This is a genomic window from Pseudomonas sp. PA-1-3F, assembly GCF_021609665.1.
Classification (GTDB): domain Bacteria; phylum Pseudomonadota; class Gammaproteobacteria; order Pseudomonadales; family Pseudomonadaceae; genus Aquipseudomonas; species Aquipseudomonas paracarnis.
Map to the genome: position 1 here is coordinate 1 of NZ_WJZD01000001.1, position 25,772 is coordinate 25,772.

Annotated in this window: 21 protein-coding genes and 1 other RNA gene; 5 read left to right on the forward strand and 17 right to left on the reverse strand. The window is 61.2% G+C overall.

Features of this window, described 5'->3' with window-relative positions; translation table 11 throughout:
* The 5 genes from GIV26_RS00005 to GIV26_RS00025 all read left to right on the forward strand — a co-directional run.
* The coding region (locus tag GIV26_RS00005; protein ID WP_236279292.1) for an efflux RND transporter permease subunit at positions 1 to 1,607 on the forward strand (1,607 nt) is incomplete at its 5' end.
* 7 nt (positions 1,608 to 1,614) lie between these two features.
* A complete protein-coding gene (locus GIV26_RS00010) occupies positions 1,615 to 2,307 on the forward strand; it encodes a heavy metal response regulator transcription factor (protein ID WP_127880829.1) in 693 nt (230 codons plus the stop codon).
* Positions 2,297 to 3,661 carry a heavy metal sensor histidine kinase gene (locus GIV26_RS00015; protein WP_054898816.1) on the forward strand — a complete coding sequence of 455 codons (1,365 nt, stop codon included), beginning with the start codon at positions 2,297 to 2,299 and terminating at the stop codon, positions 3,659 to 3,661. Before GIV26_RS00010 ends, GIV26_RS00015 begins: the two co-directional genes overlap by 11 nt.
* A gap of 382 nt (positions 3,662 to 4,043) precedes the next feature.
* Entirely contained in the window at positions 4,044 to 5,366 is a 1,323-nt protein-coding gene (locus GIV26_RS00020) for an OprD family porin (protein WP_236279293.1), read from the forward strand.
* A 162-nt stretch (positions 5,367 to 5,528) separates the two neighbouring features.
* Positions 5,529 to 7,025 (forward strand): GGDEF domain-containing protein, encoded by a 1,497-nt coding sequence (locus GIV26_RS00025; RefSeq protein ID WP_181123744.1) that lies wholly within the window; start codon positions 5,529 to 5,531, stop codon positions 7,023 to 7,025.
* 172 nt (positions 7,026 to 7,197) lie between these two features.
* On the opposite strand, the gene lpxC is transcribed toward GIV26_RS00025, so the two are convergent.
* The 17 genes from lpxC to rnpB form a co-directional block, all read right to left on the reverse strand.
* On the reverse strand, positions 7,198 to 8,109 hold the full coding sequence (gene lpxC / locus GIV26_RS00030) for a UDP-3-O-acyl-N-acetylglucosamine deacetylase (RefSeq protein WP_003171886.1): 912 nt from the start codon (positions 8,107 to 8,109) through the stop codon (positions 7,198 to 7,200).
* Between the two features lie 112 nt (positions 8,110 to 8,221).
* Positions 8,222 to 9,418: a cell division protein FtsZ gene (gene ftsZ / locus GIV26_RS00035; RefSeq protein ID WP_003188685.1), complete on the reverse strand. Its 1,197-nt coding sequence runs from the start codon at positions 9,416 to 9,418 to the stop codon at positions 8,222 to 8,224.
* Positions 9,419 to 9,493: 75 nt separating this feature from the next.
* Entirely contained in the window at positions 9,494 to 10,756 is a 1,263-nt protein-coding gene (ftsA, locus tag GIV26_RS00040) for a cell division protein FtsA (RefSeq protein ID WP_003188682.1), read from the reverse strand.
* 15 nt (positions 10,757 to 10,771) lie between these two features.
* On the reverse strand, positions 10,772 to 11,641 hold the full coding sequence (locus tag GIV26_RS00045) for a cell division protein FtsQ/DivIB (RefSeq protein ID WP_019816943.1): 870 nt from the start codon (positions 11,639 to 11,641) through the stop codon (positions 10,772 to 10,774).
* A gap of 4 nt (positions 11,642 to 11,645) precedes the next feature.
* Positions 11,646 to 12,602: a D-alanine--D-alanine ligase gene (locus GIV26_RS00050; protein ID WP_072447110.1), complete on the reverse strand. Its 957-nt coding sequence runs from the start codon at positions 12,600 to 12,602 to the stop codon at positions 11,646 to 11,648.
* Complete coding sequence (gene murC / locus GIV26_RS00055) at positions 12,599 to 14,047, reverse strand: UDP-N-acetylmuramate--L-alanine ligase (protein WP_003188677.1); 1,449 nt, start codon at positions 14,045 to 14,047, stop codon at positions 12,599 to 12,601. Before murC ends, GIV26_RS00050 begins: the two co-directional genes overlap by 4 nt.
* Entirely contained in the window at positions 14,040 to 15,110 is a 1,071-nt protein-coding gene (gene murG, locus GIV26_RS00060) for an undecaprenyldiphospho-muramoylpentapeptide beta-N-acetylglucosaminyltransferase (RefSeq protein WP_200582730.1), read from the reverse strand. Before murG ends, murC begins: the two co-directional genes overlap by 8 nt.
* Complete coding sequence (gene ftsW, locus GIV26_RS00065; protein WP_003188673.1) at positions 15,100 to 16,323, reverse strand: putative lipid II flippase FtsW; 1,224 nt, start codon at positions 16,321 to 16,323, stop codon at positions 15,100 to 15,102. The genes murG and ftsW overlap by 11 nt, the downstream gene beginning before the upstream one ends.
* A complete protein-coding gene (gene murD, locus GIV26_RS00070; RefSeq protein ID WP_236279294.1) occupies positions 16,320 to 17,666 on the reverse strand; it encodes a UDP-N-acetylmuramoyl-L-alanine--D-glutamate ligase in 1,347 nt (448 codons plus the stop codon). The genes ftsW and murD overlap by 4 nt, the downstream gene beginning before the upstream one ends.
* Positions 17,667 to 17,672: 6 nt before the next feature.
* Positions 17,673 to 18,755 (reverse strand): phospho-N-acetylmuramoyl-pentapeptide-transferase, encoded by a 1,083-nt coding sequence (gene mraY / locus GIV26_RS00075; protein WP_003188670.1) that lies wholly within the window; start codon positions 18,753 to 18,755, stop codon positions 17,673 to 17,675.
* A complete protein-coding gene (locus tag GIV26_RS00080; protein WP_054919285.1) occupies positions 18,755 to 20,125 on the reverse strand; it encodes a UDP-N-acetylmuramoyl-tripeptide--D-alanyl-D-alanine ligase in 1,371 nt (456 codons plus the stop codon). The genes mraY and GIV26_RS00080 overlap by 1 nt, the downstream gene beginning before the upstream one ends.
* The gene (locus tag GIV26_RS00085) at positions 20,118 to 21,581 is read right to left on the reverse strand and encodes a UDP-N-acetylmuramoyl-L-alanyl-D-glutamate--2,6-diaminopimelate ligase (RefSeq protein ID WP_054898899.1); all 1,464 of its coding nucleotides are present in this window, start codon (positions 21,579 to 21,581) and stop codon (positions 20,118 to 20,120) included. Before GIV26_RS00085 ends, GIV26_RS00080 begins: the two co-directional genes overlap by 8 nt.
* Complete coding sequence (locus tag GIV26_RS00090) at positions 21,581 to 23,323, reverse strand: peptidoglycan D,D-transpeptidase FtsI family protein (protein ID WP_019816949.1); 1,743 nt, start codon at positions 23,321 to 23,323, stop codon at positions 21,581 to 21,583. Before GIV26_RS00090 ends, GIV26_RS00085 begins: the two co-directional genes overlap by 1 nt.
* Complete coding sequence (gene ftsL / locus GIV26_RS00095) at positions 23,323 to 23,616, reverse strand: cell division protein FtsL (protein ID WP_003188663.1); 294 nt, start codon at positions 23,614 to 23,616, stop codon at positions 23,323 to 23,325. The genes GIV26_RS00090 and ftsL overlap by 1 nt, the downstream gene beginning before the upstream one ends.
* Entirely contained in the window at positions 23,613 to 24,560 is a 948-nt protein-coding gene (gene rsmH / locus GIV26_RS00100) for a 16S rRNA (cytosine(1402)-N(4))-methyltransferase RsmH (RefSeq protein WP_054898900.1), read from the reverse strand. The genes ftsL and rsmH overlap by 4 nt, the downstream gene beginning before the upstream one ends.
* Complete coding sequence (gene mraZ, locus GIV26_RS00105; RefSeq protein ID WP_004371993.1) at positions 24,557 to 25,012, reverse strand: division/cell wall cluster transcriptional repressor MraZ; 456 nt, start codon at positions 25,010 to 25,012, stop codon at positions 24,557 to 24,559. Before mraZ ends, rsmH begins: the two co-directional genes overlap by 4 nt.
* Before the next feature lie 355 nt (positions 25,013 to 25,367).
* Positions 25,368 to 25,721, reverse strand: an RNA gene (gene rnpB, locus GIV26_RS00110) — RNase P RNA component class A.
* Between the last annotated feature and the right edge of the window lie 51 nt (positions 25,722 to 25,772).

Here is a 25,772-nt window from a genome sequence, read left to right on the forward strand (position 1 = left end):
CTACCCACCCTGCCCACGCCAAACCCAGCTTCAGCGAACGCCTGCTGGCCGGCTATGCGCGCAACCTGCGCCGTGCCCTGGCGCACCAACGCAGCATGGCCGCGATCTTCGTGGTAACCCTGGCCCTGGCGGTGGTCGGCTATGTGTTCATTCCCAAGGGATTCTTCCCGGTGCAGGACACCGGTTTCGTGCTCGGCACCAGCGAAGCGGCGGCCGATGTGTCGTACAAGGACATGGTCGCCAAGCACAAGGCCCTGGCCGAGATCGTCAAGGCCGACCCGGCGGTGCAGGCGTTTTCCCATTCGGTGGGCGTTACCGGCAGCAACCAGACCATCGCCAACGGCCGCTTCTGGATCGCCTTGAAAGACCGCAGTGAGCGCGATGTGTCCGCCAGCCAGTTCATCGACCGCATCCGCCCGCAGTTGGCGAAGGTGCCGGGCATCGTGCTGTACCTGCGCGCCGGCCAGGACATCAACCTGAGCTCCGGCCCCAGCCGCGCCCAGTACCAATACGTGCTCAAGAGCAACGATGGCCCGACGCTGAACACCTGGACCCAGCGCCTCACCGAAAAACTGCGCGCCAACCGGGCGTTTCGCGACCTGTCCAACGACCTGCAACTGGGCGGCAGCATCACCCATATCAGCATCGACCGTCAGGCCGCCGCGCGCTTCGGGCTGACCGCCACCGATGTCGACCAGGCGTTGTACGACGCCTTCGGCCAGCGCCAGATCAACGAGTTCCAGACCGAGATCAACCAGTACCAAGTGATACTTGAACTGGACAGCCAACAGCGCGGCAAGGCCGAAAGCCTCGACTATTTTTACCTGCGCTCGCCACTGACCAATGAAATGGTGCCGCTGTCGGCCTTGGCCAAAGTCGACCCGCCCACAGTCGGGCCGTTGTCCATCAGCCATGACGGCATGTTCCCCGCCGCCAACCTGTCATTCAACCTCGCGCCCGGCGTGGCCCTGGGCGACGCAGTGATCATGCTCGACCAGGCCAAGAACGAAATCGGGATGCCGAGCACAATCATCGGCAACTTCCAGGGTGCGGCCCAGGCGTTCCAGAGCTCGCTGGCCAGCCAACCCTGGCTGATCCTCGCGGCGCTGGTAGCGGTCTACATTATCCTGGGTGTGCTGTATGAGAGTTTTGCGCACCCGCTGACGATCATTTCCACCCTGCCCTCGGCGGGCCTCGGTGCGCTGATCATGCTGTGGCTGCTGGGACAGGACTTTTCGATCATGGCCTTGATCGGCCTGGTGCTGCTGATCGGCATCGTGAAAAAAAACGGTATCTTGATGATCGACTTCGCCCTGGAGGCGCAGCGGGTACGCGGGCTGCCGCCCGAAGATGCGATTTATGAAGCCTGCGTCACGCGGTTCCGGCCGATCATCATGACCACCCTTGCCGCGTTGCTCGGTGCGGTGCCGTTGATGCTCGGCGCAGGCCCTGGGGCGGAACTGCGCCAGCCGCTGGGCATCGCGGTGGTCGGTGGCTTGCTGGTGAGCCAGGCGCTGACGCTGTTCACCACGCCGGTCATATACTTGTACCTTGAACGTTTTTTCCACAGGCCCAAACCAGCGCTGACGCTGGCGACCACACACTGAGGCGGTCATGCGCGTCCTGATTATTGAAGATGAAGAAAAAACCGCGGACTACCTGCACCGCGGCCTGACCGAGCAAGGCTACACCGTCGATGTGGCCCGGGAAGGTATCGAGGGCCTGCACCTGGCGCTGGAAAACGATTACGCCGTGATCGTGCTCGACGTGATGCTGCCCGGCCTGGATGGCTTCGGTGTGTTGCGTGCCTTACGCGCCCGCAAGCAGACGCCGGTGATCATGCTCACCGCTCGGGAGCGCGTTGAAGACCGCATCCGCGGCCTGCGCGAAGGCGCCGACGATTATCTGGGCAAGCCGTTTTCGTTCCTGGAACTGGTGGCCCGCCTGCAAGCCCTGACCCGCCGCAGCGGCGGCCACGAACCGGTGCAGGTCACCGTCGCAGACCTGTGGATCGACCTGATCAGTCGCAAGGCCAGCCGCAACGGCCTGCGCCTGGACCTGACCGCCAAGGAGTTCTCGCTGCTCAGCGTATTGGCGCGGCGCCAGGGCGAGATCCTGTCCAAGACTGCGATTGCCGAGATGGTCTGGGACATCAATTTCGACAGCGACGCCAACGTGGTGGAAGTGGCGATCAAGCGTCTGCGCGCCAAGCTCGACGGGCCGTTCGAACACAAGCTGCTGCACACCATTCGTGGCATGGGCTATGTGCTGGAGAATCGCATGCAGGGAAACCACTGTGGTCGCTAATTCCATCGCCCTGCGCCTGAGTGGCATGTTCACCCTGGTGGCGCTGCTGATCTTTCTGTTGATCGGCGGCGCGCTGTACCAGCAGGTCGACCGTGGCCTGGGGTTGTTGCCAGGTGCCGAGCTGGATGCGCGCTACAGCGTACTGGAGTCGTCGATCAATCGCTTCGGCACGCCGGAGCATTGGGCCAAGATCAGGTCCAAGCTCAAGCTGTTGGGGGAAGAAGACAAGCGCATCCGTTTCTGGGTGGTCAGCAGCGACCCGAGCTACGAATACGGTGAGCCGGATGCGCAGATTCGTGCCTTTGCCGAGGGCGCCACGGGTAAGCGCGACCTGCGCCTGCCGGGTCACGATTATCCCTTCAAGGTGCTGGTCAGCCAGTTTGCAGCCAAGGACCAGCGCCCGGCGCTGCGCTTCATGATTGCCATCGACACGGAGAACTTCCGCGCCACCCAGCATCACTTGCTGGTGGCATTGGTCAGCCTGGCGCTGGTCGGTGTGGTACTGGCGGCACTGTTGGGGTTCTGGGTCGCGCGTATCGGCCTCAAGCCCCTGGGCAAACTCTCGGATGAGGCGCAAAAGCTTGCACCGCCGAAACTCTCCGGGCGCCTGCACCTGTCGCCGCTGCCGCCGGAATTGAGCCAGTTCGTCAATTCGTTCAACGCCACCCTCGACCGTGTCGAGCAGGCGTATTCGCGCCTGGAATCGTTCAACGCCGACGTCGCCCATGAACTGCGTTCGCCGCTCACCAACCTGATCGGCCAGACCCAGGTGGCCCTCACTCGCGGTCGGTCGGCGGAGCAGTATTTCGAGGTGCTGCAATCGAACCTGGAAGAACTGGAACGGCTGCGCTCGATCATCAATGACATGCTGTTCCTCGCCAGCGCCGACCAGGGCAGCAAGGCCACCAAGCTGATCGAAAGCGCCCTGGCCGATGAAGTGGCCACCACCCTCGACTACCTGGACTTCATCCTCGAAGACGCCCAGGTCGAAGTGCGCGTGCACGGCGATGCCGTGGTGCAGATCGAAAAGGCCCACCTGCGTCGCGCACTGATCAACCTGCTGAGCAATGCCGTGCAACACACGGCGCCGGGGCACGTCATCGACGTGCACATTGAAGTGCAGGCACACCAGGTGACGATTGGCGTGACCAACCCCGGCGAGGTCATTGCCAGCGAACACTTGCCACGCCTGTTCGAACGCTTCTATCGGGTGGATGCATCGCGCAGCAACAGCGGGGCCAATCATGGGCTGGGGCTGGCCATCGTCAAGGCGATTGCGTTGATGCATGGGGGGGATGTGTTTGTGCGTAGTGAAGGCGGTGGCAATACGTTTGGTATCACCCTGCCGATCTAAACAACTCGGTCAAAATGTGGGAGCTGGCTTGCCTGCGATAGCATCACCACGGTAGGCCTGGCATACCGAGGTGTCTGCATCGCAGGCAAGCCAGCTCCCACAGAAGATCCCATGGCCCTCACTGTTGCGGTTTGGGCAATAGTTATTATCTTGTTACACTCTGTATCGCACCGCTCGCCTGCGTTACTTTGACGCATCGATGATGCGCGACGGCAAAGGCAGCTGACCACTCACCCGAATTTCCCTCGACTTATTTCCAGGGCTCTACACTGGGAATCTGTCTTAAAGCCGCTGACTTCAGCGGCTTTTTTTTGCCGTGAAAAAAGGCCGGGCACACCCCCACGACACTGGCCGTTCATGATTGACCAAAGGAGCTCCACCGGTGAAGAACTCGCTGACGTTCACCCCGTTATTCCTCGCAATCGCAGCAACGATCATCCCCCTTGCCCACGCGGCAGACGCCCCGCCCGTCGAAGGTTTCGTCGAGGGTTCACACCTCACGATCAACACCCGCAACTACTACATGAACCGCGACCGGCGCGATATTCATACCGATGACAGCAAGGAATGGGGCCAGGGCTTTATCGGCACCTTCGAATCCGGCTACACCCAGGGCACCGTCGGCTTCGGCCTGGACGTCAATGCCATGCTCGGCCTCAAGCTCGACGGCGGTGGTGGTACGGATGGTTCCAGCATCCTTCCGTATGGCAGCGGCAACGGCAAAGCGCCGGGTTCGTTCTCGACGGCTGGCGGCACCTTGAAGCTGCGCGCCTTCGACACCGAACTGAAAGCCGGCGACCTGTTCCTCAACAACCCGGTGATCGCCGGCGGCATGACGCGCATGTTGCCGCAGACTTTCCGTGGCGTGAGCCTGACCAACCACAGCTTTGACGGCTGGATGATCGAAGGTGGCCAGGCCAGTTTTACCAAGCTCTACAACCAGAGCGGCCATCGGCGCATCGGCACCAGCTACGGCACACTGCCCGCCAACACCGACAGCCAGCATCTGGACTGGGCTGGCGTGTCGTTCAGCGGGATCGAGGGGCTGACCAGCAACCTGTACGCCTCCGAACTCAAGGACGTCTGGCACCAGTATTACTACGACCTGGAATACACCTATGCCCTGAACAACCTGGTCAGCCTGACGCCCGGCCTGCACTACTACCATACCCAGGACACCGGCCAATCGCTGCTGGGGGATATCGACAACAACACCTACAGCCTGCATTTCACCGTGGGCGTGGGCAACCACAGCGTCACGGCGACTTATCAGCGGGTCAATGGCAACACGCCGTTCGACTACATCACCCAGGGCGACAGCGTGTACCTGGACAACTCCCAGCAGTACTCGGATTTCAACGGGCCCAACGAGCGCTCCTGGAAGCTCAAGTACGCCTACGACTTCGCCGGCCTCGGCGTGCCCGGCCTGACGTCCGCCGTGTCCTACATCAGCGGCAAGACCGACCTGACCAAGGTCGACCCCAACAGTCGTGGCTACAGCAACTGGTACAGCGCCGATGGCAAGGACGCCAAGCACTGGGAGCGCGATATCGACCTGAAATATGTGGTGCAGGGCGGCAAGGCCAAGGACTTGGCCGTGCGCCTGCAATGGGCGACCAATCGCGGCAGCAATGGCTACTCTGCAGTGGACCGCGATGTGGATGAATACCGTGTGATCGTGGATTACCCGATCAACGTGTTCTGAGTACAGGTGGGAGCGAGCTTGCTCGCGAAAAACGTTAACGATAACGCGTGCTTCCTGAATAAACGCGGCGTCTGTGAGTTTTTCGCGAGCAAGCTCGCTCCTACAGCCATATTTAAGAGTTGCTACTACGCTAAGGGCATTCTCAATGCAGAAGTGTGCCTGATGAGTTCAAGCCCTACCCGCCCTAACCGCCGCCCGGAGCGCCTGCTGATCCTGGGCAGCACGCTCACGGTGTTGCTGATCGTGGGGGTCGTCACTGCGCTGCTGATTCGTGAACATGCCAACACCCTGCAGACGGCCAAGCGCACCGCCAACACCATCACTCAATTGATCGACGCTGATGTGCTGCGCAATGTCGAACTTTACGACATGGCCCTCAAAGGCTTGATCAGCGCCACCGAGCGCACCGACCTGCAAGACGTTTCAGAGAGCATCAGGCACTTGGTGCTGTTTGATCGTTCCGCAGCGGCGCCCTACAAGGGCGATATCCTGCTGTTGGACCCGGCCGGCGAGGTGATTGCCGATTCGTCCCTGCTCACGCCAAAGCTGGGTAACTTTGCCGATCGGGACTATTTTCAGGCGCACCGCACCAACCCCGACCTGGGCTTGTATATCAGCCGCCCGTTCATGGCGCGCTGCCAGTGTGCCGACCCCTGGCGCATCGCGTTCAGCCGTCGCGTTTCGTCACCGGATGGGCGTTTCCTGGGAGTGGCGGTCGCGTCCATGCGCCTGTCGTACTTTCATCAGTTGTTCAGCAGCTTGAACATCGGCAGCAACAGCACCATCAACCTGCTCAACCACCAAGGCATCCTGCTGGCGCAAGAGCCTCTGCTGGAAGCAGATATCGTCGACAAGGACCTGAGCCAGCGCCCGAATGTGGCGCGCATGCTGCGCGAACGGGACGGCAGCTTCCAAAGTATCTCCAGTGTCGATCGCCAGGCACGGCTCTACAGTTTTTCGAATGTGGGCAACTTGCCGCTGATCGTGGCGGTGGCCTTGTCCAGCGATGAAATGTTCGCACCCTGGCGGCGTGCGGCGTGGCTGGTCAGCATCGCGACCGGAGTGTTGTGCGTGGGCCTGTTGTGGCTGACTTGGGCACTGTGCATGGAGTTGCGCCGCCGCCATCGGGCTGAACAGGTGCTGTCAGAACTGGCAGCCACCGACGCCCTTACCGGCCTGGCCAACCGTCGCACGCTGGACGAACGCTTGCGGCTGGAATGGGACCGGGCACAACGCTCCACCGAGTCGTTGAGCGTACTGATGATCGATGTGGACCACTTCAAGGCCTTCAACGACCGCCATGGTCACCAGGGCGGCGATGAGGCGTTGCGTGCAGTCGCGCATGTGATCGCCAGCCATATCCGCCGCCCTGCCGACCTGGCGGCGCGTTATGGCGGTGAAGAGTTCGCGGTGGTGCTGCCCAATACCGACGCCAAGGGCGCGTGGGTGATCGCCGAGCATATCCGCAAGGGGGTCCAGCACTTGCCGAGAGTGGCCGGGGATGAGCAACCGATCACTGTGAGCATCGGACTGAGTACCTGGCAGAAGCACAGCCGTATCTCCCTTGAAGACCTGCTGCTCAAGGCTGACCAGGCGTTGTATCAGGCCAAGCACAGCGGCCGTAACCGGATAGTGGATGTTTCAAAAACCTCAAACTGATGAGGTCAGGTGTGGGAGCTGGCTGCCTGCGATGGCGGTGGGTCAGCTACCTATAAGCTAACTGGCAGGCCGCTATCGCAGGCAAGCCAGCTCCCACATTTGGATCTTCGTCGGGCATAAAAAAAGGCCACCCGAAGGTAGCCTTTCAAAACTAAAGAAAGAGAGTTGTTACTTACACCGCCGCAACGGGACGCATGTAAGAGATCGGTGCGGTGCTGGCATCTTCGAAGGTCACGACTTCCCAAGCGTCTGTCTGCTCAATCAACTTGCGCAGCAGCTGGTTGTTAAGGGCGTGGCCCGACTTGAAGCCTTTGAACTCGCCTATCAGGCTATTGCCCAGCAGGTAGAGGTCACCGATTGCATCGAGGATCTTGTGCTTCACGAATTCGTCTTCATAGCGAAGGCCGTCTTCGTTCAGTACACCATCCGCGTCGACCACAATGGCGTTTTCCACGCTGCCGCCGAGTGCGAGGTTGTGCTTGCGCAGGTACTCGATGTCACTCATGAAACCAAAGGTGCGGGCGCGGCTGACTTCTTTTACGAACGAAGTGCTGGAAAAATCCACGCTTGCACTTTGGGTGCGGTCACGGAATACCGGGTGATCGAAATCGATCTCAAAGCTCACTTTAAAGCCTTCGAACGGGACGAAGGTGGCGCGCTTGTCGCCGTCTTCTACTGTCACTTCCCGCAGAATGCGAATGAACTTCTTGGCTGCGTCCTGTTCTTCCAGGCCGGCAGATTGAATCAAGAATACGAAGGGGCCAGCGCTGCCATCCATGATCGGGACTTCGGACGCGGAGAGCTCGACGTAGGCGTTATCGATGCCCAGGCCAGCCATGGCCGAGAGCAAGTGCTCCACCGTGTCCACTTTGACGTCACCGTTGACCAATGTGGTCGACATAGTGGTTTCGCCAACGTTTTCCGCGCGAGCAGGAATCTGCACCACAGGGTCCAGGTCGGCACGCACAAACACGATGCCGGTGTCGACAGGTGCAGGCTTGAGGGTCAGGTATACCTTCTCCCCGGAGTGCAGACCTACACCTGTGGCACGAATAATATTCTTCAGGGTGCGTTGTTTAATCATGGCTTGGACCGCTTCAGCGCAAATTGCGAACTGGTATCAACAAAGGCTGGCGATAATAGCAGACCAGACCTTTGCTGAACACCAATCACCTTCATAGCCCTGATACATTCCATTAATCGGCCTGACGACGCAGGAATGCCGGGATGTCCAGGTAGTCCAGGTCATCTTGCGGATTCGGGCTACGGGACGCCGCAGCACCGGCCTGAGCCTGGTTGCGCATCACGGTCGGACGGTCCAGGTCACGGTAGTTGACCGACGGCAGTTCCTGGCGAGCAGGGGCTGGAGCGGCAGCTGCCTGGCTGGCCTGGCTGGTGTGCAGGGTGTTGTCGATGACCTTCACAGGCTTCTCGATTTTTGCACCCAGGCCGGTAGCAACCACGGTTACATGCAGCTCATCGCGCATGTCCGGATCGATAACGGTACCGACTTTGACCATGGCGTGCTCGGAAGCGAAGGCTTCGATGATGCTACCCACGTCGGAGTACTCACCCAGGGACAGGTCGGGACCGGCGGTGATGTTCACCAGGATGCCGCGTGCACCTTGCAGGTTCACGTCTTCGAGCAACGGGTTGCGGATGGCCGCTTCGGTGGCTTCGCGTGCACGGTTCGGACCGCTGGCGCAGCCAGTGCCCATCATCGCCATGCCCATTTCGCTCATGACCGTACGTACGTCGGCAAAGTCGACGTTGATCATGCCTGGGCGCTTGATGATGTCGGAGATACCGCGAACGGCACCGGCCAGTACATCGTCAGCCTTGGCGAAGGCGGACAGCAGGCTGGCATCCTTGCCCAGGATGGTCAGCAGTTTCTCGTTGGGGATGGTGATCAACGAGTCGACGCTTTCAGACAGCAGACGGATACCTTCGTCGGCGATCTGCATGCGCTTGCGGCCTTCGAACGGGAACGGACGCGTCACGACAGCAACGGTCAGAATCCCCATTTCCTTGGCCACTTCGGCAATGATCGGGGCCGCACCGGTACCGGTACCGCCGCCCATGCCAGTGGTGATGAACACCATGTTGGTGCCTTGCAGCACTTCGGCAATACGCTCGCGGTCTTCCAGGGCGGCTTGACGGCCGACTTCCGGATTGGCGCCAGCGCCGAGGCCTTTGGTCACCGCGGTGCCCAATTGCAGGATGGTCCGGGCGCCGATGCTTTTGAGCGCCTGGGCATCAGTGTTGGCGCAGATGAACTCAACGCCTTCAATGTTGCTCTTGACCATGTGGTTGACAGCGTTGCCGCCGCCACCGCCGACACCGATTACTTTGATAACCGGGCTAGCGGGGATGTTGTCTACGAGTTCGAACATGTTCCCTCTCCTTTCATTTTCTCTAGTTTTTTCGCCTACTGCTTATTGCGGGTGTTGCGGTGTCGCGGTAAATCTTTAGAAATTGCCTTTTACCCAAGCCTGCAGCCGCTCGAACAATGGCGCTTTCGCCTCGTCGTCGCTGCGGTAGCTGTCACGGATGCTCGGGCCCGACAGGGAAATGCCGTCGGTCTGCTTTTGCAGCCCGTACAACAGCAAGCCCACACCGGTGGAATAAATCGGGTTACGCACCACGTCGCCCAGGCCCTTCACGCCATGGGGCACGCCCAGGCGCACCGGCATGTGGAAGATTTCCTCGGCCAACTCGACCGCGCCTTCCATCTTCGAGGTGCCACCGGTCAGCACGATGCCGGCCGGGATCAAATCTTCGTAGCCGCTGCGGCGCAGTTCAGCCTGGATCAGGGTGAACAGTTCGTCGTAGCGTGGCTCGACCACTTCGGCCAGGGCCTGGCGCGACAGCTCGCGAGGTGGACGATCACCCACGCTTGGCACCTTGATGGTCTCGCCGGCACCGGCCAGCTTGGCCAGGGCGCAGGCGTAGCGGATCTTGATTTCTTCGGCGTACTGGGTCGGTGTGCGCAGCGCCATGGCGATGTCGTTGGTGACCTGGTCGCCGGCAATCGGGATCACGGCGGTGTGACGGATCGCACCCTCGGTGAAGATCGCGATGTCGGTGGTGCCGCCGCCAATGTCCACCAGGCACACGCCCAGTTCTTTTTCGTCGTCGGTCAGGACCGAGTAGGCCGAGGCCAACTGCTCGAGAATGATGTCGTCGATTTCCAGGCCGCAGCGGCGCACGCATTTTTCAATGTTCTGTGCGGCGTTGACGGCGCAGGTCACCACGTGGACCTTGGCTTCCAGGCGAACGCCCGACATGCCCAGGGGCTCGCGCACGCCTTCCTGGTTGTCGATCACGTAGTCCTGCGGCAGGGTGTGCAGCACGCGCTGGTCCGCCGGGATCGCCACGGCCTGGGCAGCGTCGAGGACGCGCTCAAGGTCGGCCGAGCTGACTTCACGGTCGCGGATCGCCACGATGCCGTGGGAGTTCAGGCTGCGGATGTGGTTGCCAGCCACGCCGACGAACGCCGAGTGAATCCGGCAACCGGCCATCAGCTGCGCTTCTTCGATGGCGCGCTGGATCGATTGCACGGTGGACTCGATGTTCACCACCACGCCCTTCTTCAGGCCCCGGGACGGATGCGTGCCAATACCGACGATTTCGATCGCGCCGTCTTCCCCGACCTCGCCCACCAGCGCCACCACCTTGGAGGTGCCGATATCGAGACCGACGATCATTTTGCCGCTTTGCACGTTTGCCATGGGTCCTGCCTCTTCTTAATTCTTCGCGACAGCGGGTTGTGCTGCCGTGGGCGCAGCCGGTGTACGCCAGCCGACGGCCAGGCCGTTGGCGTAACGCAGGTCGACGCTCGCAATGTTCGTAATCTGTTCTTTCAAGGTTTTTTCATAGATGGCAATAAAGCGGCGCATCTTTTCCACCAAGCGGTCGCGTCCCAGCAACAACTCGATGCCCGGGCCGGAACTGCCTGCCCCGGTCGTCAAAAACCAGCTGCCCCGCTCACGCAATTCCAGGCGTGCAATGGAGAAGCCCAGTGGCCGCAGCATCTGGCTCAAGGCCTGGTACTGCTGCATCACTTGCTGCTGCGCCCGCTGCGGCCCGAACAGCTGCGGCAGGTGTTCATAGTTGGCCAGCTCACGCGGAGTGAACGCCTGGCCCTGGTTGTTCAACAGCGCTTCATCGCCCCAACGGGCCACGGGCAGTTGTTCTTCCAGGCGAATCGTGACCTGGTCCGGCCATACTCGGCGAACTTCGGCGTGGGCGATCCACGGCATCTGTTCCAGCTCCGAGCGCATGCCGGCCAGGTCGATGGTAAAGAAGCTCGCCGCCAGGTATGGGCCGATGCGCTGCTGTACCGCTTGCTGGCTGATGTAGCTCAAGTCGCCCTGCACGCTGATCTTGGTGATCGGCCGGTCGGCATACGGCAACAGACGCTGCGCGCCTTCGTACGTGCCAAAGCCCAGCACCACCAGCAGCACCGGCCAGAACAGCGCCTTGATAAAACCAAAGTTGGCTTTTGGCAGGCGCGCCGACATCGGCTCTTTAGCCACCATTCGGCTTGCACCCCGTGGCACCGGCTTGCGGCTCGGTGCTTGTGGGGGCTGATGACGAAGCGATGCGCCGTTCATGTGTTTAGCCTCTTGGCTCAATGCTGTCGGCCAGGATCGCCAGCACTAACTGCTGGAAATCCAGACCGGCGGCACGGGCTGCCATGGGAACCAGGCTGTGATCGGTCATGCCCGGTGCGGTGTTGACTTCAAGGAACCAGAAATTCCCTTGGTCATCCTGCATCACGTCTGCCCGCGCCCAACCGGCGATACCCAGCGCCTCACAGGCTTTCGCCGTGAGGTCCATCAATTCCTGTTCCTTGGTTGCTTCGAGCCCACACGGGATCCGGTACTGAGTATCGGAAGCCAGGTACTTGGCGTCGTAGTCATAAAAGGTGTGGGGCGTGCCCAAAGCGATGGGCGGCAATACCTGGCCACGCAGGGTGGCGATGGTGTACTCGGGACCGGAAATCCACTGTTCCACCAACACTTGCGAATCGTAGGTACTTGCCGCTTTCCATGCGTCGATCAATTCGGCGGCCGAGTTCACTTTGGCCATGCCGATACTGGAGCCTTCATGGGCTGGTTTGACGATCAAAGGCAGGCCCAGTTCCTTGGCCGCAGAAATACAATCGTCTTCACTGCACAGTACGGCGTGACGTGGGGTCGGAATGCCCAGGCTGTGCCACACCTGCTTGGTGCGCAACTTGTCCATCGCCAAGGCCGACGCGAGGATGCCGCTGCCGGTGTAAGGGATGCCGGCGCATTCGAGCAGGCCCTGCATGCTGCCGTCTTCACCGCCGCGGCCGTGAAGAATGAGAAAGGCACGGTCGATCTTCTCGGCCTGCAGGCGGGCAAGGAAGTCATCGCCCACATCGATACCGAACGCGTTCACGCCAGCACTTTGCAGCGCCTCAAGCACCGCATTGCCGGACTTGAGCGACACTTCGCGCTCGGCGCTCTTGCCGCCGAACAACACGGCCACGCGACCGAAGTCGGCAGGCTCAAGGGTGGAAAACAGGGAGCCGTAATCAGTGGTCATTTCGACTTCCCCTTGGCGGCGGCTGCAAACAGCGGGCTCGCCAGCAATTTGGGCGCAAGGCCACCGATATCACCGGCCCCCTGGCACAGCAGGATGTCACCAGCACGCAACAGCGGCTTGACGATAGGCGCCAGGTCCACACCACGCTCGATGTAGATCGGGTCCAACTGGCCGCGCTGGCGGATGCTGTTGCACAGCTTGCGGCTGTCAGCGCCCGGGATCGGTTCTTCACCGGCCGGGTAGACTTCCATCAGCAGCAGCACGTTGGCATCGGCCAGTACATTGACGAAATCGTCGTACAGGTCGCGGGTGCGGCTGTAGCGGTGCGGCTGGTACACCATCACCAGCCGGCGCTCCGGCCAACCACCGCGCACGGCCTTGATAACGGCCGCAACTTCGGTCGGGTGGTGCCCGTAGTCGTCCACCAGCATCACGTCACCGCCTTCGACCGGCAGTTGGCCGTAGACCTGGAAGCGACGGCCCACACCGGCAAAGCGCGACAGGCCCTCGACGATGGCTTCATCGCTGACGCCTTCATCGGTGGCAATGCAGATGGTCGCCAAAGAGTTCAGCACGTTGTGATTGCCCGGCATGTTCACCGACACGTCCAGAGGCTCGCGATCGGGGCGCAGCACGGTGAAGAAGGTTTGCATGCCTTCCTGGCGCACATTGATTGCGCGCACGTCGGCGTCTTCGCTGAAGCCGTAGGTCACGGTAGGGCGTTTGACCTGGGGCAGGATTTCACGCACCACCGGGTCGTCCAGGCACACCACCGCCAACCCGTAGAACGGCAGGTTGTGCAGGAAGTCGACGAAGGTTTTCTTCAACTTGTTGAAGTCGCCGTCGTAGGTCGCCATGTGGTCTTCGTCGATGTTGGTGACGACGGCAACCAGCGGTTGCAGGTGCAGGAAGCTCGCGTCACTTTCATCGGCTTCGGCGATCAGGTAGCGGCTGGTACCCAGTTGGGCATTGGTGCCAGCTGCATTCAGGCGGCCACCGATGACGAAGGTCGGGTCCAGGCCACCGGCGGCAAACACCGAGGCGATCAGGCTGGTGGTGGTGGTCTTGCCATGGGTACCGGCCACGGCGATGCCGTGGCGATAGCGCATCAGCTCGGCAAGCATCTCGGCACGCGGTACCACAGGGATACGGCGCTCAAGGGCGGTGGCCACTTCCGGGTTGGACGTATTCACGGCGCTGGACACCACCAGCACGTCAGCCTCGGCGGCGTTCTCGGCACGGTGGCCGATGAAGATCTGTGCGCCAAAGGACTTCAGGCGCTCGGTGACCGGCGACTCTTTCAAGTCCGAGCCGGACACCTGGTAGCCCAGGTTCAGCAACACTTCGGCAATCCCGCACATGCCCACGCCACCGATACCGACGAAGTGAATACGACGGATGCGGCGCATCTCGGGTTGCGGCATGGCTTTCTGATTCTCAACCATGGGCCACCTCCAGGCAGATATCGACCACGGTGCGGGTTGCGTCAGGTTTGGCCAGGCGGCTTGCGGTGCTCGCCATGCTGTTGAGTCGTTCCGGTTGCATCAAAACCTCGGTCAGGCGTGCGGCCAAATCGGCGGCGCCAGTCGTTCTTTGCGGCAGCAGGAAGGCAGCGCCCTCCCCGGCCAAATATTCGGCGTTGCGGGTCTGGTGATCGTCGATGGCGTGGGGCAAAGGCACCAGCAAGGACGGCAGACCGGCGGCCGCCAGTTCACTGACGGTCAGCGCACCAGCGCGGCAGACCACCAGGTCGGCCCAGCCATAGGCTTGGGCCATGTCTTTGATGAAGGGCTGTACATTGGCCTCTACACCGGCCTCGCGATAACGCACGGCGGTGACTTCATCGTGGTTCTTGCCGGCCTGGTGGAAGATCTCCGGGCGCACATCCTCAGGAAGTTGCGCAACGGCTTCAGGCAGCAATTTATTCAGTGGCTCGGCACCCAGGCTTCCGCCCAGGATCAGCAGGTGAGCCTTGCGCCCGGCCAGCGCGTCACGCGCAATGGCCATGAACAGTTCGGTACGCACCGGGTTACCGGTGGTGCGAAGCTTGTCGGAGGCGGCGAAGGTTTTCGGAAAGGCTTCACACACCCGCGCGGCCAATGGCACCAGCAGGCGGTTGGCGGTACCGGCGACGGCGTTCTGTTCATGGACGATCACCGGCACGCCCGCGAGTTTCGCCGCAACGCCACCAGGGCCGGTCACATAACCACCAAAGCCAAGCACACACACCGGCTTCAACTCGCGAATGATCTTGCGCGCCTGCATGACCGCCTTGAGCAACACGAACGGCGCCTTGAGCAATGACAACTTGCTCTTGCCGCGCAACCCGGTGACGTTGATCAAATGCAGCGGCAAACCGGCATTGGGCACCAATTCGTTTTCGATGCCACGGGGCGTACCCAGCCAGTGCACGGTGTAGCCACGGTTCTGGAATTCACGGGCGCAGGCCAGGGCCGGGAACACATGCCCCCCGGTACCGCCCGCCATGATCAGCACGTTAGCGCCCATGAGTCGGCTCCTCGGCGAAGTCGCTCTCGCTGAACTCCATCTCTTCGCTGCCCAGGTGGGTGCGACTCTCCCACTCGATACGCAGCAACAACCCGAGACAGGCGCAGCAAATCACCAACGAGCTGCCGCCGTAACTGAGGAACGGCAAGGTCAGGCCCTTGGTCGGCAGCAGGCCGACGTTCACGCCGATGTTGATCAGGAACTGGCCGATCCACAGGAAGGCCAACCCATAGGCAACGTAGGCGGCGAAGAACTGCTTGGCCTTCTCGGCCCACAAGCCGATGTACATGGCGCGCACACAGACGAATACAAACAGTGCCACGGTGCACAGCGAACCCACCACACCCAACTCTTCGGCCAATACCGAGAACACGAAGTCGGTGTGGGCTTCCGGCAGGTAGAACTGCTTCTGCACACTGTTGCCCAGGCCCACACCCAGCCACTCGCCGCGACCGAACGCGATCAGCGCCTGGGTCAACTGGTAGCCGGAGCCGAACTGGTCGGACCAGGGGTCGGTAAAGGTGATCAAACGCGCCATCCGATAGGGTTGCGCCTGTACCAGAATGGTCACGGCCGCCACCGCCAGCACCACCATCAAGGTGAAGCGGAACAGCCCTACCCCACCCAGGAACAGCATCGCGGCGGCGGCGCCCATCATCACGACCGTGGCCCCGAAGTCGGGCTCCATCAGCAGCAGGCCAGCCATGGGCAGCAGCACGATGAACGGCTTGAAGAAGCCCATCCAGCTTTCGCGTACTTCTTTCTGACGGCGCACCAGGTAACCGGCGAGGTAGATCACCACGAACACCTTGGCGATTTCCGAAGGCTGCACGTTGAACGCGCCGAAGCCGATCCAGCGCATCGAACCGTTCACCTCGCGGCCAATGCCCGGGACGATCACCATGACCAGCAAGCCGAACGCACCGATCAGCATCAGCCAACCCAGACGCTGCCAGGTGGCAATCGGAATCATCATGGTGACGATGCAGGCGCCCAGGCCGATCACCAGGTACACCAGGTGGCGGATCATCATGTACAGCGTGTTGCCCGACTGCACGGCAGCCACTTCGGAGGACGCCGAAGTGATCATCACCAGGCCCAGGCCGAGCAGCGCCAGGCAACCGGCGAGCATAGGGAAATCAAGGTCAATGCCGCGCCCGGTAATGATCGGCGACGGGTATGGCTTGATGATGTTTCTCAGGTTGAGGCTCATGCCAAAGCCTCCACGGCGCGGGCGAACAGTTGGCCGCGCTCTTCATAGTTCTTGAACATGTCGAAGCTGGCGCACGCGGGCGACAGCAACACCGCATCGCCAGGCTGGGCCAGGGCTTTGCTCTGGGCAATGGCATCATCCAGGGAAGCTGCGCGTACTTGCGGTACAGCGTCACCGAGGGCGGCGGCGATCAGGTCCGAATCGCGGCCCATCAGCACCACGGCGCGGCAATGGGCGGCCACTGGCGCTTTAAGGTCCTTGAAGTCGGCACCCTTGCCATCACCACCGGCGATCAGCACCAACTTGCCGTCGATATCGGCACCCAGGCCTTCGATGGCCGCCAGGGCTGCACCGACGTTGGTGGCTTTGGAGTCGTTGTAATAGCTGACGTCATAGAGATCGCGCACCCACTGGCAGCGATGCTCAAGCCCGGCAAACGTGCGCAGGCTCGCGAGCATGGCGTCGAATGGCAGGCCAACCGCGTGACCGAGTGCCAAGGCCGCCAGGGCATTGGACTGATTGTGTGCGCCACGGATTTTCAGTTCGCGTACCGGCATCAGGTTCTGGAATTCGAACGCCAGGTACTTCTCGCCGTTCTCTTCACGAATGCCGAAGCCTTTGAAGTCAGGTTTGCCGAGGCCGAAGGTCCAGCAGGGCATGCCCTCGCCCATCAGCGGACGGCTCAGGGCATCCTGGCGGTTGACGACAAATTGCCTGGCGCCACGGAAGATTCGGTGCTTGGCCAGGTGATAAGCCGGCAGGCCGCTGTAGCGGTCCATATGGTCTTCGCTGACGTTCAATACCGTCGCCACTTCAGCGCCCAGGTCGTGAGTGGTTTCCAGCTGGAAGCTCGACAATTCCATCACATACAGCTCGACGTCGTCGCTGAGCAGGTCCAGGGCCGGCACGCCAAGATTGCCGCCGACGGCCACACGCTTGCCCGCCGCCGCGGCCATCTCGCCGACCAGAGTGGTAACGGTGCTTTTGGCGTTGGAACCGCTGATGGCCACGATCGGCGCCTTCGCGTTGCGTGCGAACAGGTCGATATCGCCAGACAGCTTCACGCCACGGGCCGCAGCTGCTTGCAGGGCCGGTGTCGCCAGGGCCAGGCCTGGGCTCACGTAGAGCTCGTCGGCACGACACAGAAACTCGACATCCAGCTCGCCACAACGCACTTCCACGTGCGGGTAGTCACGGCGCAGCGTGACCAGCTCCGGTGGATTTTCCCGCGTATCGGCCACGGCAAACGACGTGCCCCGGTTCGCCAGGAAGCGAACCAGGGACATGCCGCTCTTGCCGAGGCCGACAACGATGCGGAAGTGGTCTGAAGCGATCAGGGACACTCGTTTCTACCTCAGTTTCAGGGTGGCAAGGCCGACCAGTACCAGAATCACGGTGATGATCCAGAAGCGGACAATCACGCGTGGCTCAGGCCAGCCCTTGAGTTCAAAGTGGTGGTGAATCGGCGCCATGCGGAACACACGACGCCCGGTCAACTTGAAGGACGCCACCTGGATGACCACCGACAGGGTTTCCATCACGAACACACCGCCCATGATGAACAGCACGATTTCCTGGCGAACGATCACCGCGATGGTGCCCAAGGCTGCGCCCAGCGCCAGTGCGCCGACGTCGCCCATGAAGACTTGTGCCGGGTAGGTGTTGAACCACAGGAACCCCAGGCCGGCACCGATCAAGGCGCCGCAGAACACGATCAACTCACCGGCGCCCGGCACATAAGGAATCAGCAGGTATTCAGCGAATTTCACGTTACCCGAGAGGTAGCAGAAGATGCCGAGCGCACCGCCCACCATCACCGTCGGCATGATCGCCAGGCCGTCGAGGCCGTCGGTCAGGTTCACCGCGTTGCTGGAGCCGACGATCACGAAGTAGGTCAGCACCACAAAGCCCACACCCAGCGGGATGCTCACATCCTTGAGCATCGGGATGATCAAGGTGGTTTCCACGGCACTTGGCGCGGTGGTGTACAGGAAGATCGCCGCAGCGAGGCCGAACACCGACTGCCAGAAATACTTCCAGCGGCTTGGCAGCCCCTTGGAGTTTTTCTCGATCACTTTGCGGTAGTCATCCACCCAGCCGATGGCACCGAACAGCAGGGTCACCAGCAACACCACCCACACGTAGCGGTTATGCAGGTCGGCCCAGAGCAAGGTGCTGACGCCAATGGACGACAGGATCAGCGCGCCGCCCATGGTCGGCGTGCCAGACTTGGACAGGTGCGACTGCGGGCCGTCGTTACGAACCGATTGACCAATTTGCAGGTTCTGCAGGGTGCGGATCATCCACGGCCCCAGGAACAGTGACAAAGACAGCGCGGTCAGCACACCCAGAATCCCGCGCAGGGTCAGGTACTGGAAGACCGCGAAGCCTTTGTGGAACTGTTGCAGATACTCAGCCAGCAGCAGCAGCATTAATGTTTCTCCGTACTTGAGCCACACAAGGCTGCGACGACGTTTTCCATCACCGCGCTGCGCGATCCCTTGATCAAAATGGTTGTGTGTTTGTCATGTTCAGCCGCCGTCAACGCCTGGATCAGCTCGGCCTGGCTCGGGAAATGCCGCGCGCCAGGGCCGAAAGCGTTGACCGCATGGGCCATGTTTGTGCCAACGGCGTAGAGCGCGTCCACTTTGCCGGCAGCATAGGCGCCGACTTCACGGTGGCCCTGTTCAGCCCAATCGCCCAATTCGCCGATATCGCCCAGCACCAGCACCTTGCGCCCATCAAAGCCTTTGAGCAGGTCCACAGCGGCATTGATGGAGGACGGGTTGGCGTTGTAAGTGTCATCAATCACGCGCATGCCGTTGCCAGCCAGTTGCGCCACGGTGCGGCCCTTGACCGGCTGCACCGCGCCCAGGCCGGTGGCAATACCGAACAGCGACACGCCCAGGGCATGGGCGGCAGCGGCGGCGGCCAAGGCGTTGGCGACGTTGTGGTTACCCAGCAGGTTCAACTGCACGTGCTCATCACCTTGCGGGGTGTGCAAAGTGAAGGACGGGCAGCCACGGGCATCGACATTGATGTTGGAGGCGTGGAAATCGGCTGCGGCATTCAGCACTGCAAACGTCAGGACCTTGCGACCGGCGGCGCGTACACGCCAGGTCTCGAACGCCTTGTCATCCAGGTTCAGTACCGCAGTGCCCGAGGCGTCGAGGCCCTCAAGGATTTCGCCCTTGGCTTCGACGATTTTTTCCGGACCGCCGAACTCACCGACATGAGCGGTACCGGCGTTGTTGATGATCGCCACGTGAGGCTGGGTCAGCGCCACGGTGTAGGCGATTTCGCCGATGCGCGAAGCCCCCAGTTCAATCACTGCCGCCGTGTGTTCCGGGGCCAGTTCGAGCAGGGTCAGCGGTGCGCCGAAATCATTGTTCAGGTTGCCACGGGTCGCGAGTACCGGCCCGCGCGTACGCAAGACGCCAGCAAGCAGTTCCTTGACCGTGGTCTTGCCGCTGGAACCGGTAATGGCCGCCACCGGCTTATCAAAAGCAGCACGGTTAAGCGCACCCAGTTGGCCCAGGGCCAGGCGGGTGTCGGCTACCAGCAATTGCGGCAAGGCAGAATCGGCCACTTCACGCTGTACCAAGGCACCGACGGCACCTTTGGCGGCAACGTCGTTGAGGTAGTCGTGACCATCGAAACGCGGGCCGGCCAGGGCGACAAACAGCTGCCCCGGCTGGATGTTACGACTGTCGATACTGACGCCGGTGAATGTGCAGTCGTTCGACAGCACACGGGCCGACAGAGCCTGGGCCAGTTCGCTGAACGTCATCGCCTTAAGCATGGGCGACCTCCCAGGCGGTCAGGGCGTGATCCGCCTCGACCAGATCGGAGAAGGCATGGCGCTCACCGTTGATTTCCTGATAGTCCTCGTGGCCTTTACCCGCGAGCACTACTACGTCGTCCGCGCCGGCACCGGCGATCAACTGGGCAATGGCGGCGCCGCGACCAGCCACAAAAGTGACGTTGGAGGCGTCTTTGAAACCGACACGGATGTCGTCGAAAATCTGGCTCGGGTCTTCGCTGCGCGGGTTATCGTCGGTGACGAGTACGCCATCGGCCAAGCGCTCGACAATTTCGGCCATCAACGGGCGCTTGCCGCGATCGCGATCACCGCCGCAACCGAACAGGCAAAGCAGTTTGCCTTTGGCATGTGGGCGCAGCGCTTCGAGGACTTTTTCCAGGGCGTCCGGAGTATGGGCGTAATCGACCACCACCAGCGGTTGTGTACCGCCACCCAGGCGCTGCATGCGACCAGCCGGGCCTTCCAGCTTTGGCAGTACGCGCAGGATTTCATCCAGGGCATAGTCCAGGCCCAGCAGTGCACCGATAGCGGCGAGCACGTTGCTCAGGTTGAACCGCCCGAGCAAGGTGCTGCGCAAGTGGTGCTCGCCCTGCGGCGTCACCAATGTGGCGCGCACGCCTTCATCATTGAATTGGGCTTCGCGGCAATACAGGTAGGCACTGGCATCTTGCAGGCTATAGCTGATCAGGCGCGCGTCGCTCCCTTCGCCCGCCAGTTGGCGGCCGAATGCGTCGTCGAGGTTGACCACCCGGCACTTCAGGTCATTCCAGGCAAACAGCTTGGCCTTGGCGGCGGCGTACGCCTCCATGGTGCCGTGGTAGTCGAGGTGATCGCGGGACAGGTTGGTCATCACGGCCACGTCAAAAGCCAGTGCGGTGACACGCCCTTGGTCCAGGCCATGGGAAGACACTTCCATGGCTACCGCCTTGGCACCGGCCTTTTTCAGGTCGGCCAGGGTCGCTTGTACGGCAATCGGGTTTGGCGTGGTGTGCAGGCCGCTTTGCAGCGCGCCATAGAAACCGGTGCCCAGGGTGCCGACGATGCCGCAGTGCTGACCCAGCAGGTCCAAAGCCTGGGCAACCAACTGGGTCACACTGGTCTTGCCGTTGGTGCCAGTCACGCCCACCAGGTTGAGTTGACGGCTCGGGTCACCGTAGAAACGCCCGGCGATGTCGGACAACTGCGCTGCCAGGCCCTTGACCGGAATCAACGGCACATCGGTGATCGGCAGCACGGTGGCGCCTTCCACTTCATAGGCGACCGCAGCCGCACCGCGTTGCAGGGCATCGGCGATATGCGCACGGCCATCGAGCTTGCCGCCAGGTACCGCCAGGAACAGGTCACCGGCGCGTACATTACGGCTATCCAGCGTCAGCTCACGAATCAGCAGATCGTGGCCGGCATGGGCAAAAATCTTGTTCAGGCTAAGAGACATCAGCCGCGCCCTCCATTGGCTTTAACAGCGGCAGCCGGTGGACCAGCGTTGGCTTGTTGCGTCGGCGGCAGGTTGTCCGGCGTGATATTCATCAAGCGCAGGGTGCCGGACATCACTTTGCTGAACACCGGCGCCGAAACCAGGCCACCGAAGTAGCCGGCTTTACTAGGCTCGTCGATGACCACGACGATGGCATAGCGTGGGTCGCTCATCGGGCCGAAGCCGGCGAACAAAGAACGGTAGGAGTTTTCGGCATAGCCCTTGGTGCCCACCGAGGTCTTACGCGCCGTACCGGACTTGCCAGCAACGTGGTACGCCGGCACCTGGGCGCGGAATACGCCACGCGGTGCCTCGATCACTTGTTGCAGCATGCCTTGCATGGTCTTGGCGACGTTTTCCGGGATCACTTGGGTGGCTTTTGGCGCTTCGTCGACGTGGATCAGGCTCAGCGGAACCATACGGCCGTTATTGGCCAATACCGAGAACGCGTGGGCCAACTGGATGGCGGTCACCGACAGGCCGTAGCCGTAGGACAGCGTGGCAGTCTCGGCTTTTCTCCACTCGCGGTAGTTCGGCAGGTTACCGACCCGCTCGCCCGGGAAGTCGAGGCCGGTGGGTTGCCCCAGGCCGATCTTTTGCGCCAGGTGATAGATGGTCTCGCCGCCGATATCGAAAGCAACCTTGCTCATGCCGACGTTACTGGAGTTGATCAGGATGCCGGTCAGGTCCAGCACTGGCCCCTCGGTGCGGGACACGTCACGAATGGTGTACTTGCCCAACTGCAAGGTGCCTGGGTAAACCTCGACCTTGTCGCTGGGTTTCCAGCGGCCGGTTTCCAGGGCAGCGCTCATGGAGATGGCTTTCATGGTCGAACCGGGTTCGAACACGTCGATCATCGCGCGGTTACGCATCATCGCCGGCTGCAGGTTGCGGCGGTTGTTCGGGTTGTAGGTGGGCTGGTTGACCATGGCGAGGATCTCGCCGGTTTTCACATCCATGATCACCAGGCTGCCGGCCTTGGCGCCGTTCTCGATGATCGCGTTACGCAGTTCGCGGTTGGCCAGATATTGCAGACGCAAATCGATCGACAACGCCAGAGGCTTGCCGGCCTTGGCGTTCTTGGTGACCTGGACGTCCTTGATCAGTCTGCCGCGCCGATCCTTGATGACCTGACGCTTGCCCGGAACCCCGGCCAGCCATTCGTCGTAGGCCAGTTCGACACCTTCGCGGCCGTGGTCATCGATGTCGGTGAAACCCACCATGTGCGCGGTGGTTTCACCGGCCGGGTAGAAACGCCGAAATTCCTCGATGCCGTAGACGCCGGGAATTTTGAGATCGAGCACTTGCTGGCCTTGCTCAGGGGTAAGCCCACGAACCAGGTAGATGAATTCTTTATTGGCCTGGGCTTCCAGGCGTTCGGTCAGGGCCTTGCGGTCCTGCCCGAGGGCAGCGGCCAGTTCAGGCCACTTGTCCTTGGCAACTTGCAGCTCTTTGGCGTTGGCCCACAGGGTGGTCACCGGGGTACTGACGGCCAGAGGCTCGCCGTTACGGTCGGTGATCAGGCCACGGTGTGCAGGAATCGGGATGTGCCGCAGGCTGCGAGCGTCACCCTGGCCGATCAGGAAGTCGCGGTCGACGACCTGAAGGTCGAAGATGCGCCAGACGATCGCGCCCACCATCAATGCCAGCAAGCCAAGCATCAGGCGAAAGCGCCATGGGTAGAGTGCCCCTTCGAGTTTCATCATGGCGCCACCATGCGAACTTCAGCCGCGCCTGGGATGTGCATCTTCAACTGTTCGGTAGCCAGCACCTCGATACGGCTGTGGGCCGTCCAGGTGCTTTGCTCAAGAATCAACCGGCCCCATTCTGCCTGGGCTTTGTCGCGCACGCTCAATTCCCCGTAAAGGGTATTGAGCAACTGACGGTTCCAGTGGGCGCTGTAGGACACCGCTATCGCGGACACCAGCACGCCGACAAACAGCAGCAACATAAAGAAGCTGCCGCCCGGGAGGGGCTTGGCGAAAAGCTTGCTCACCGCAATTTCTCCGCAACACGCATGACGGCGCTACGGGAACGTGGGTTGGCCTTGAGTTCGGCTTCGGAAGCGAACTGCGCTTTGCCATGGATTTTGATTTTCGGCACGAAGGCTTCGAAACGCACCGGCAGGTTACGCGGCAGGTTATCGGACTCGCCCTTTACCAGACGACGCATGAAGAGTTTGACGATGCGGTCTTCCAGGGAGTGGAAGCTGATCACCACCAGGCGACCGCCCACTTCCAGGGCGTCGAGCGCCGCCTCGAGGCCAGCCTCCAGATCGCCCAATTCGTTATTGACGTGAATGCGCAACCCTTGGAATGCGCGGGTGGCCGGGTTCTTGCCCTTTTCCCAGGCAGGGTTGGCGACCTTGAGCACTTCGGCCAGGTCAGCGGTGCGTTCGAACGGCTGGATTTCGCGGCGCTCGACCACGGCACGCGCCATTCGACCGGCGAAGCGCTCTTCACCGTATTCCTTGAACACACGGGCGATTTCTTCTACCGGCGCGGTGGCGATGAATTGTGCGGCACTGACCCCACGAGTGGGGTCCATACGCATATCGAGGGGGCCGTCGTTCATGAAGCTGAAGCCGCGCTCCGGGTCGTCGAGCTGTGGCGAAGACACGCCCAGGTCGAGCAGAACCCCGGCCACCTTGCCCGCCATACCGCGCTCGCCGACTTCGGCGCCCAGCTCGGCAAAGCTGCGCTGCACAACGACAAAGCGGCCGTCTTCGGCCGCTAGCGCTTGCCCGGTGGCAATCGCTTGAGGGTCTTTGTCGAACCCGAGGAGTTTGCCGTCGGACCCGAGCTGGCTGAGTATCAACCGGCTATGCCCGCCCCTGCCGAATGTGCCATCGACATAGCAGCCATCGGCACGTACGGCGAGAGCCTCAACGGCTTCGTCAAGCAGTACGGTGATGTGGTTAAAGCCGCTATCAATAGTCACAGGATCAAATCACGCAGTTCATCAGGCATGGCGCCCGGTTGTTGAATAGCAGCCAGGTCCGCTGCAGACACAGCATCCCAGGCATCTTCGTCCCACAATTGGAACTTGTTCAGCTGGCCTACCAGCATTGCGCGCTTGTCGAGCCTGGCGTACTCGCGCAGTCGCGGCGGCACCAGGAAACGACCGCTGCCATCGAGTTCAAGGTCGACGGCATTACCGATCAGCAAACGCTGGAGGCGGCGGTTTTCTTCACGCAATGAAGGCAGCGCGCGCAACTTGGTTTCAATCAACTCCCACTCATCGAGAGGGTAAACACATAAACAGGGGTCAACGGCGTCAATCGTGATGATTAACTGCCCTGAACTTCGCGAAATGAGCTCGTCACGATACCGGCTCGGCATGGCGAGACGGCCTTTTGCATCGAGACTGATAGCGTTAGCTCCGCGAAACACAGATGCGTTTCTCCAAATTTTAGCGTTTTACGTTCAAAAAACCCACTTTGTGCCACTTTCCGCCACTTGCGCACACTATAGGAATGCGCCCACCACACCGTCAAGGCGCGTATTCAAGGAAAAGCCTTACAGAACGGAGATTTAGGAGTGCAAAAGGAGGAGAAACGAGAGTTTGGCGATGTTTTTGACTCAACAACGGCAAATGGCTCAGAGAGCTAGAGGCTAAAGTTAAAGTAATTTATTAAGAGTAAGATTTTTTTGGTATTACGAAGATGCATCTGCCAATGATTTGGCAGGGAGGGATTCTTGCGTTACTACCGGGTTTGCGCACGAGATTCGAACGCAAGGAAAAAAGGTGGAGAGTCGATCTGTAAGCCGGGTTCTGTCTTGAACAGTCATTCGTCTACGATGGCCATCACTGGACATCTTTAGCAACCTACCCGGTCCCAGCGCGGGCCACGCCTTGGGACCCTATTTGGTCTTGCTCCAAGTGGGGTTTACCTAGCCACGAACTGTTGCCAGTCGTGCGGTGCGCTCTTACCGCACCTTTTCACCCTTACCGGCACCGAAGTGCTTAGGCGGTTATTTTCTGTGGCACTTTCCGTAGGCTCACGCCTCCCAGGCATTACCTGGCACTTCGCCCTATGGAGCCCGGACTTTCCTCCCCCCCCTAATTTTCATAGAGGGCAGCGACTGTCCAATCGACTCTCCGCCGCGCAGGTTAACGGCACGGCGGCTTGAGGACAAGTATTAAAAGTGC

Coding starts and splice junctions, on each gene's coding strand:
- GIV26_RS00085 (WP_054898899.1), bottom strand. CDS start 21,581: ATGTCTCTTAGCCTGAACAAGATTTTTGCCCATGCCGGCCACGATCTG.
- ftsA (WP_003188682.1), bottom strand. CDS start 10,756: ATGGCAAACGTGCAAAGCGGCAAAATGATCGTCGGTCTCGATATCGGC.
- ftsZ (WP_003188685.1), bottom strand. CDS start 9,418: ATGTTCGAACTCGTAGACAACATCCCCGCTAGCCCGGTTATCAAAGTA.
- murC (WP_003188677.1), bottom strand. CDS start 14,047: ATGGTTGAGAATCAGAAAGCCATGCCGCAACCCGAGATGCGCCGCATC.
- mraY (WP_003188670.1), bottom strand. CDS start 18,755: ATGCTGCTGCTGCTGGCTGAGTATCTGCAACAGTTCCACAAAGGCTTC.
- GIV26_RS00025 (WP_181123744.1), top strand. CDS start 5,529: ATGAGTTCAAGCCCTACCCGCCCTAACCGCCGCCCGGAGCGCCTGCTG.
- GIV26_RS00010 (WP_127880829.1), top strand. CDS start 1,615: ATGCGCGTCCTGATTATTGAAGATGAAGAAAAAACCGCGGACTACCTG.
- GIV26_RS00045 (WP_019816943.1), bottom strand. CDS start 11,641: ATGAACGGCGCATCGCTTCGTCATCAGCCCCCACAAGCACCGAGCCGC.
- murG (WP_200582730.1), bottom strand. CDS start 15,110: ATGGGCGCTAACGTGCTGATCATGGCGGGCGGTACCGGGGGGCATGTG.
- GIV26_RS00090 (WP_019816949.1), bottom strand. CDS start 23,323: ATGAAACTCGAAGGGGCACTCTACCCATGGCGCTTTCGCCTGATGCTT.
- lpxC (WP_003171886.1), bottom strand. CDS start 8,109: ATGATTAAACAACGCACCCTGAAGAATATTATTCGTGCCACAGGTGTA.
- ftsW (WP_003188673.1), bottom strand. CDS start 16,323: ATGAGCCTCAACCTGAGAAACATCATCAAGCCATACCCGTCGCCGATC.
- GIV26_RS00080 (WP_054919285.1), bottom strand. CDS start 20,125: ATGCTTAAGGCGATGACGTTCAGCGAACTGGCCCAGGCTCTGTCGGCC.
- GIV26_RS00050 (WP_072447110.1), bottom strand. CDS start 12,602: ATGACCACTGATTACGGCTCCCTGTTTTCCACCCTTGAGCCTGCCGAC.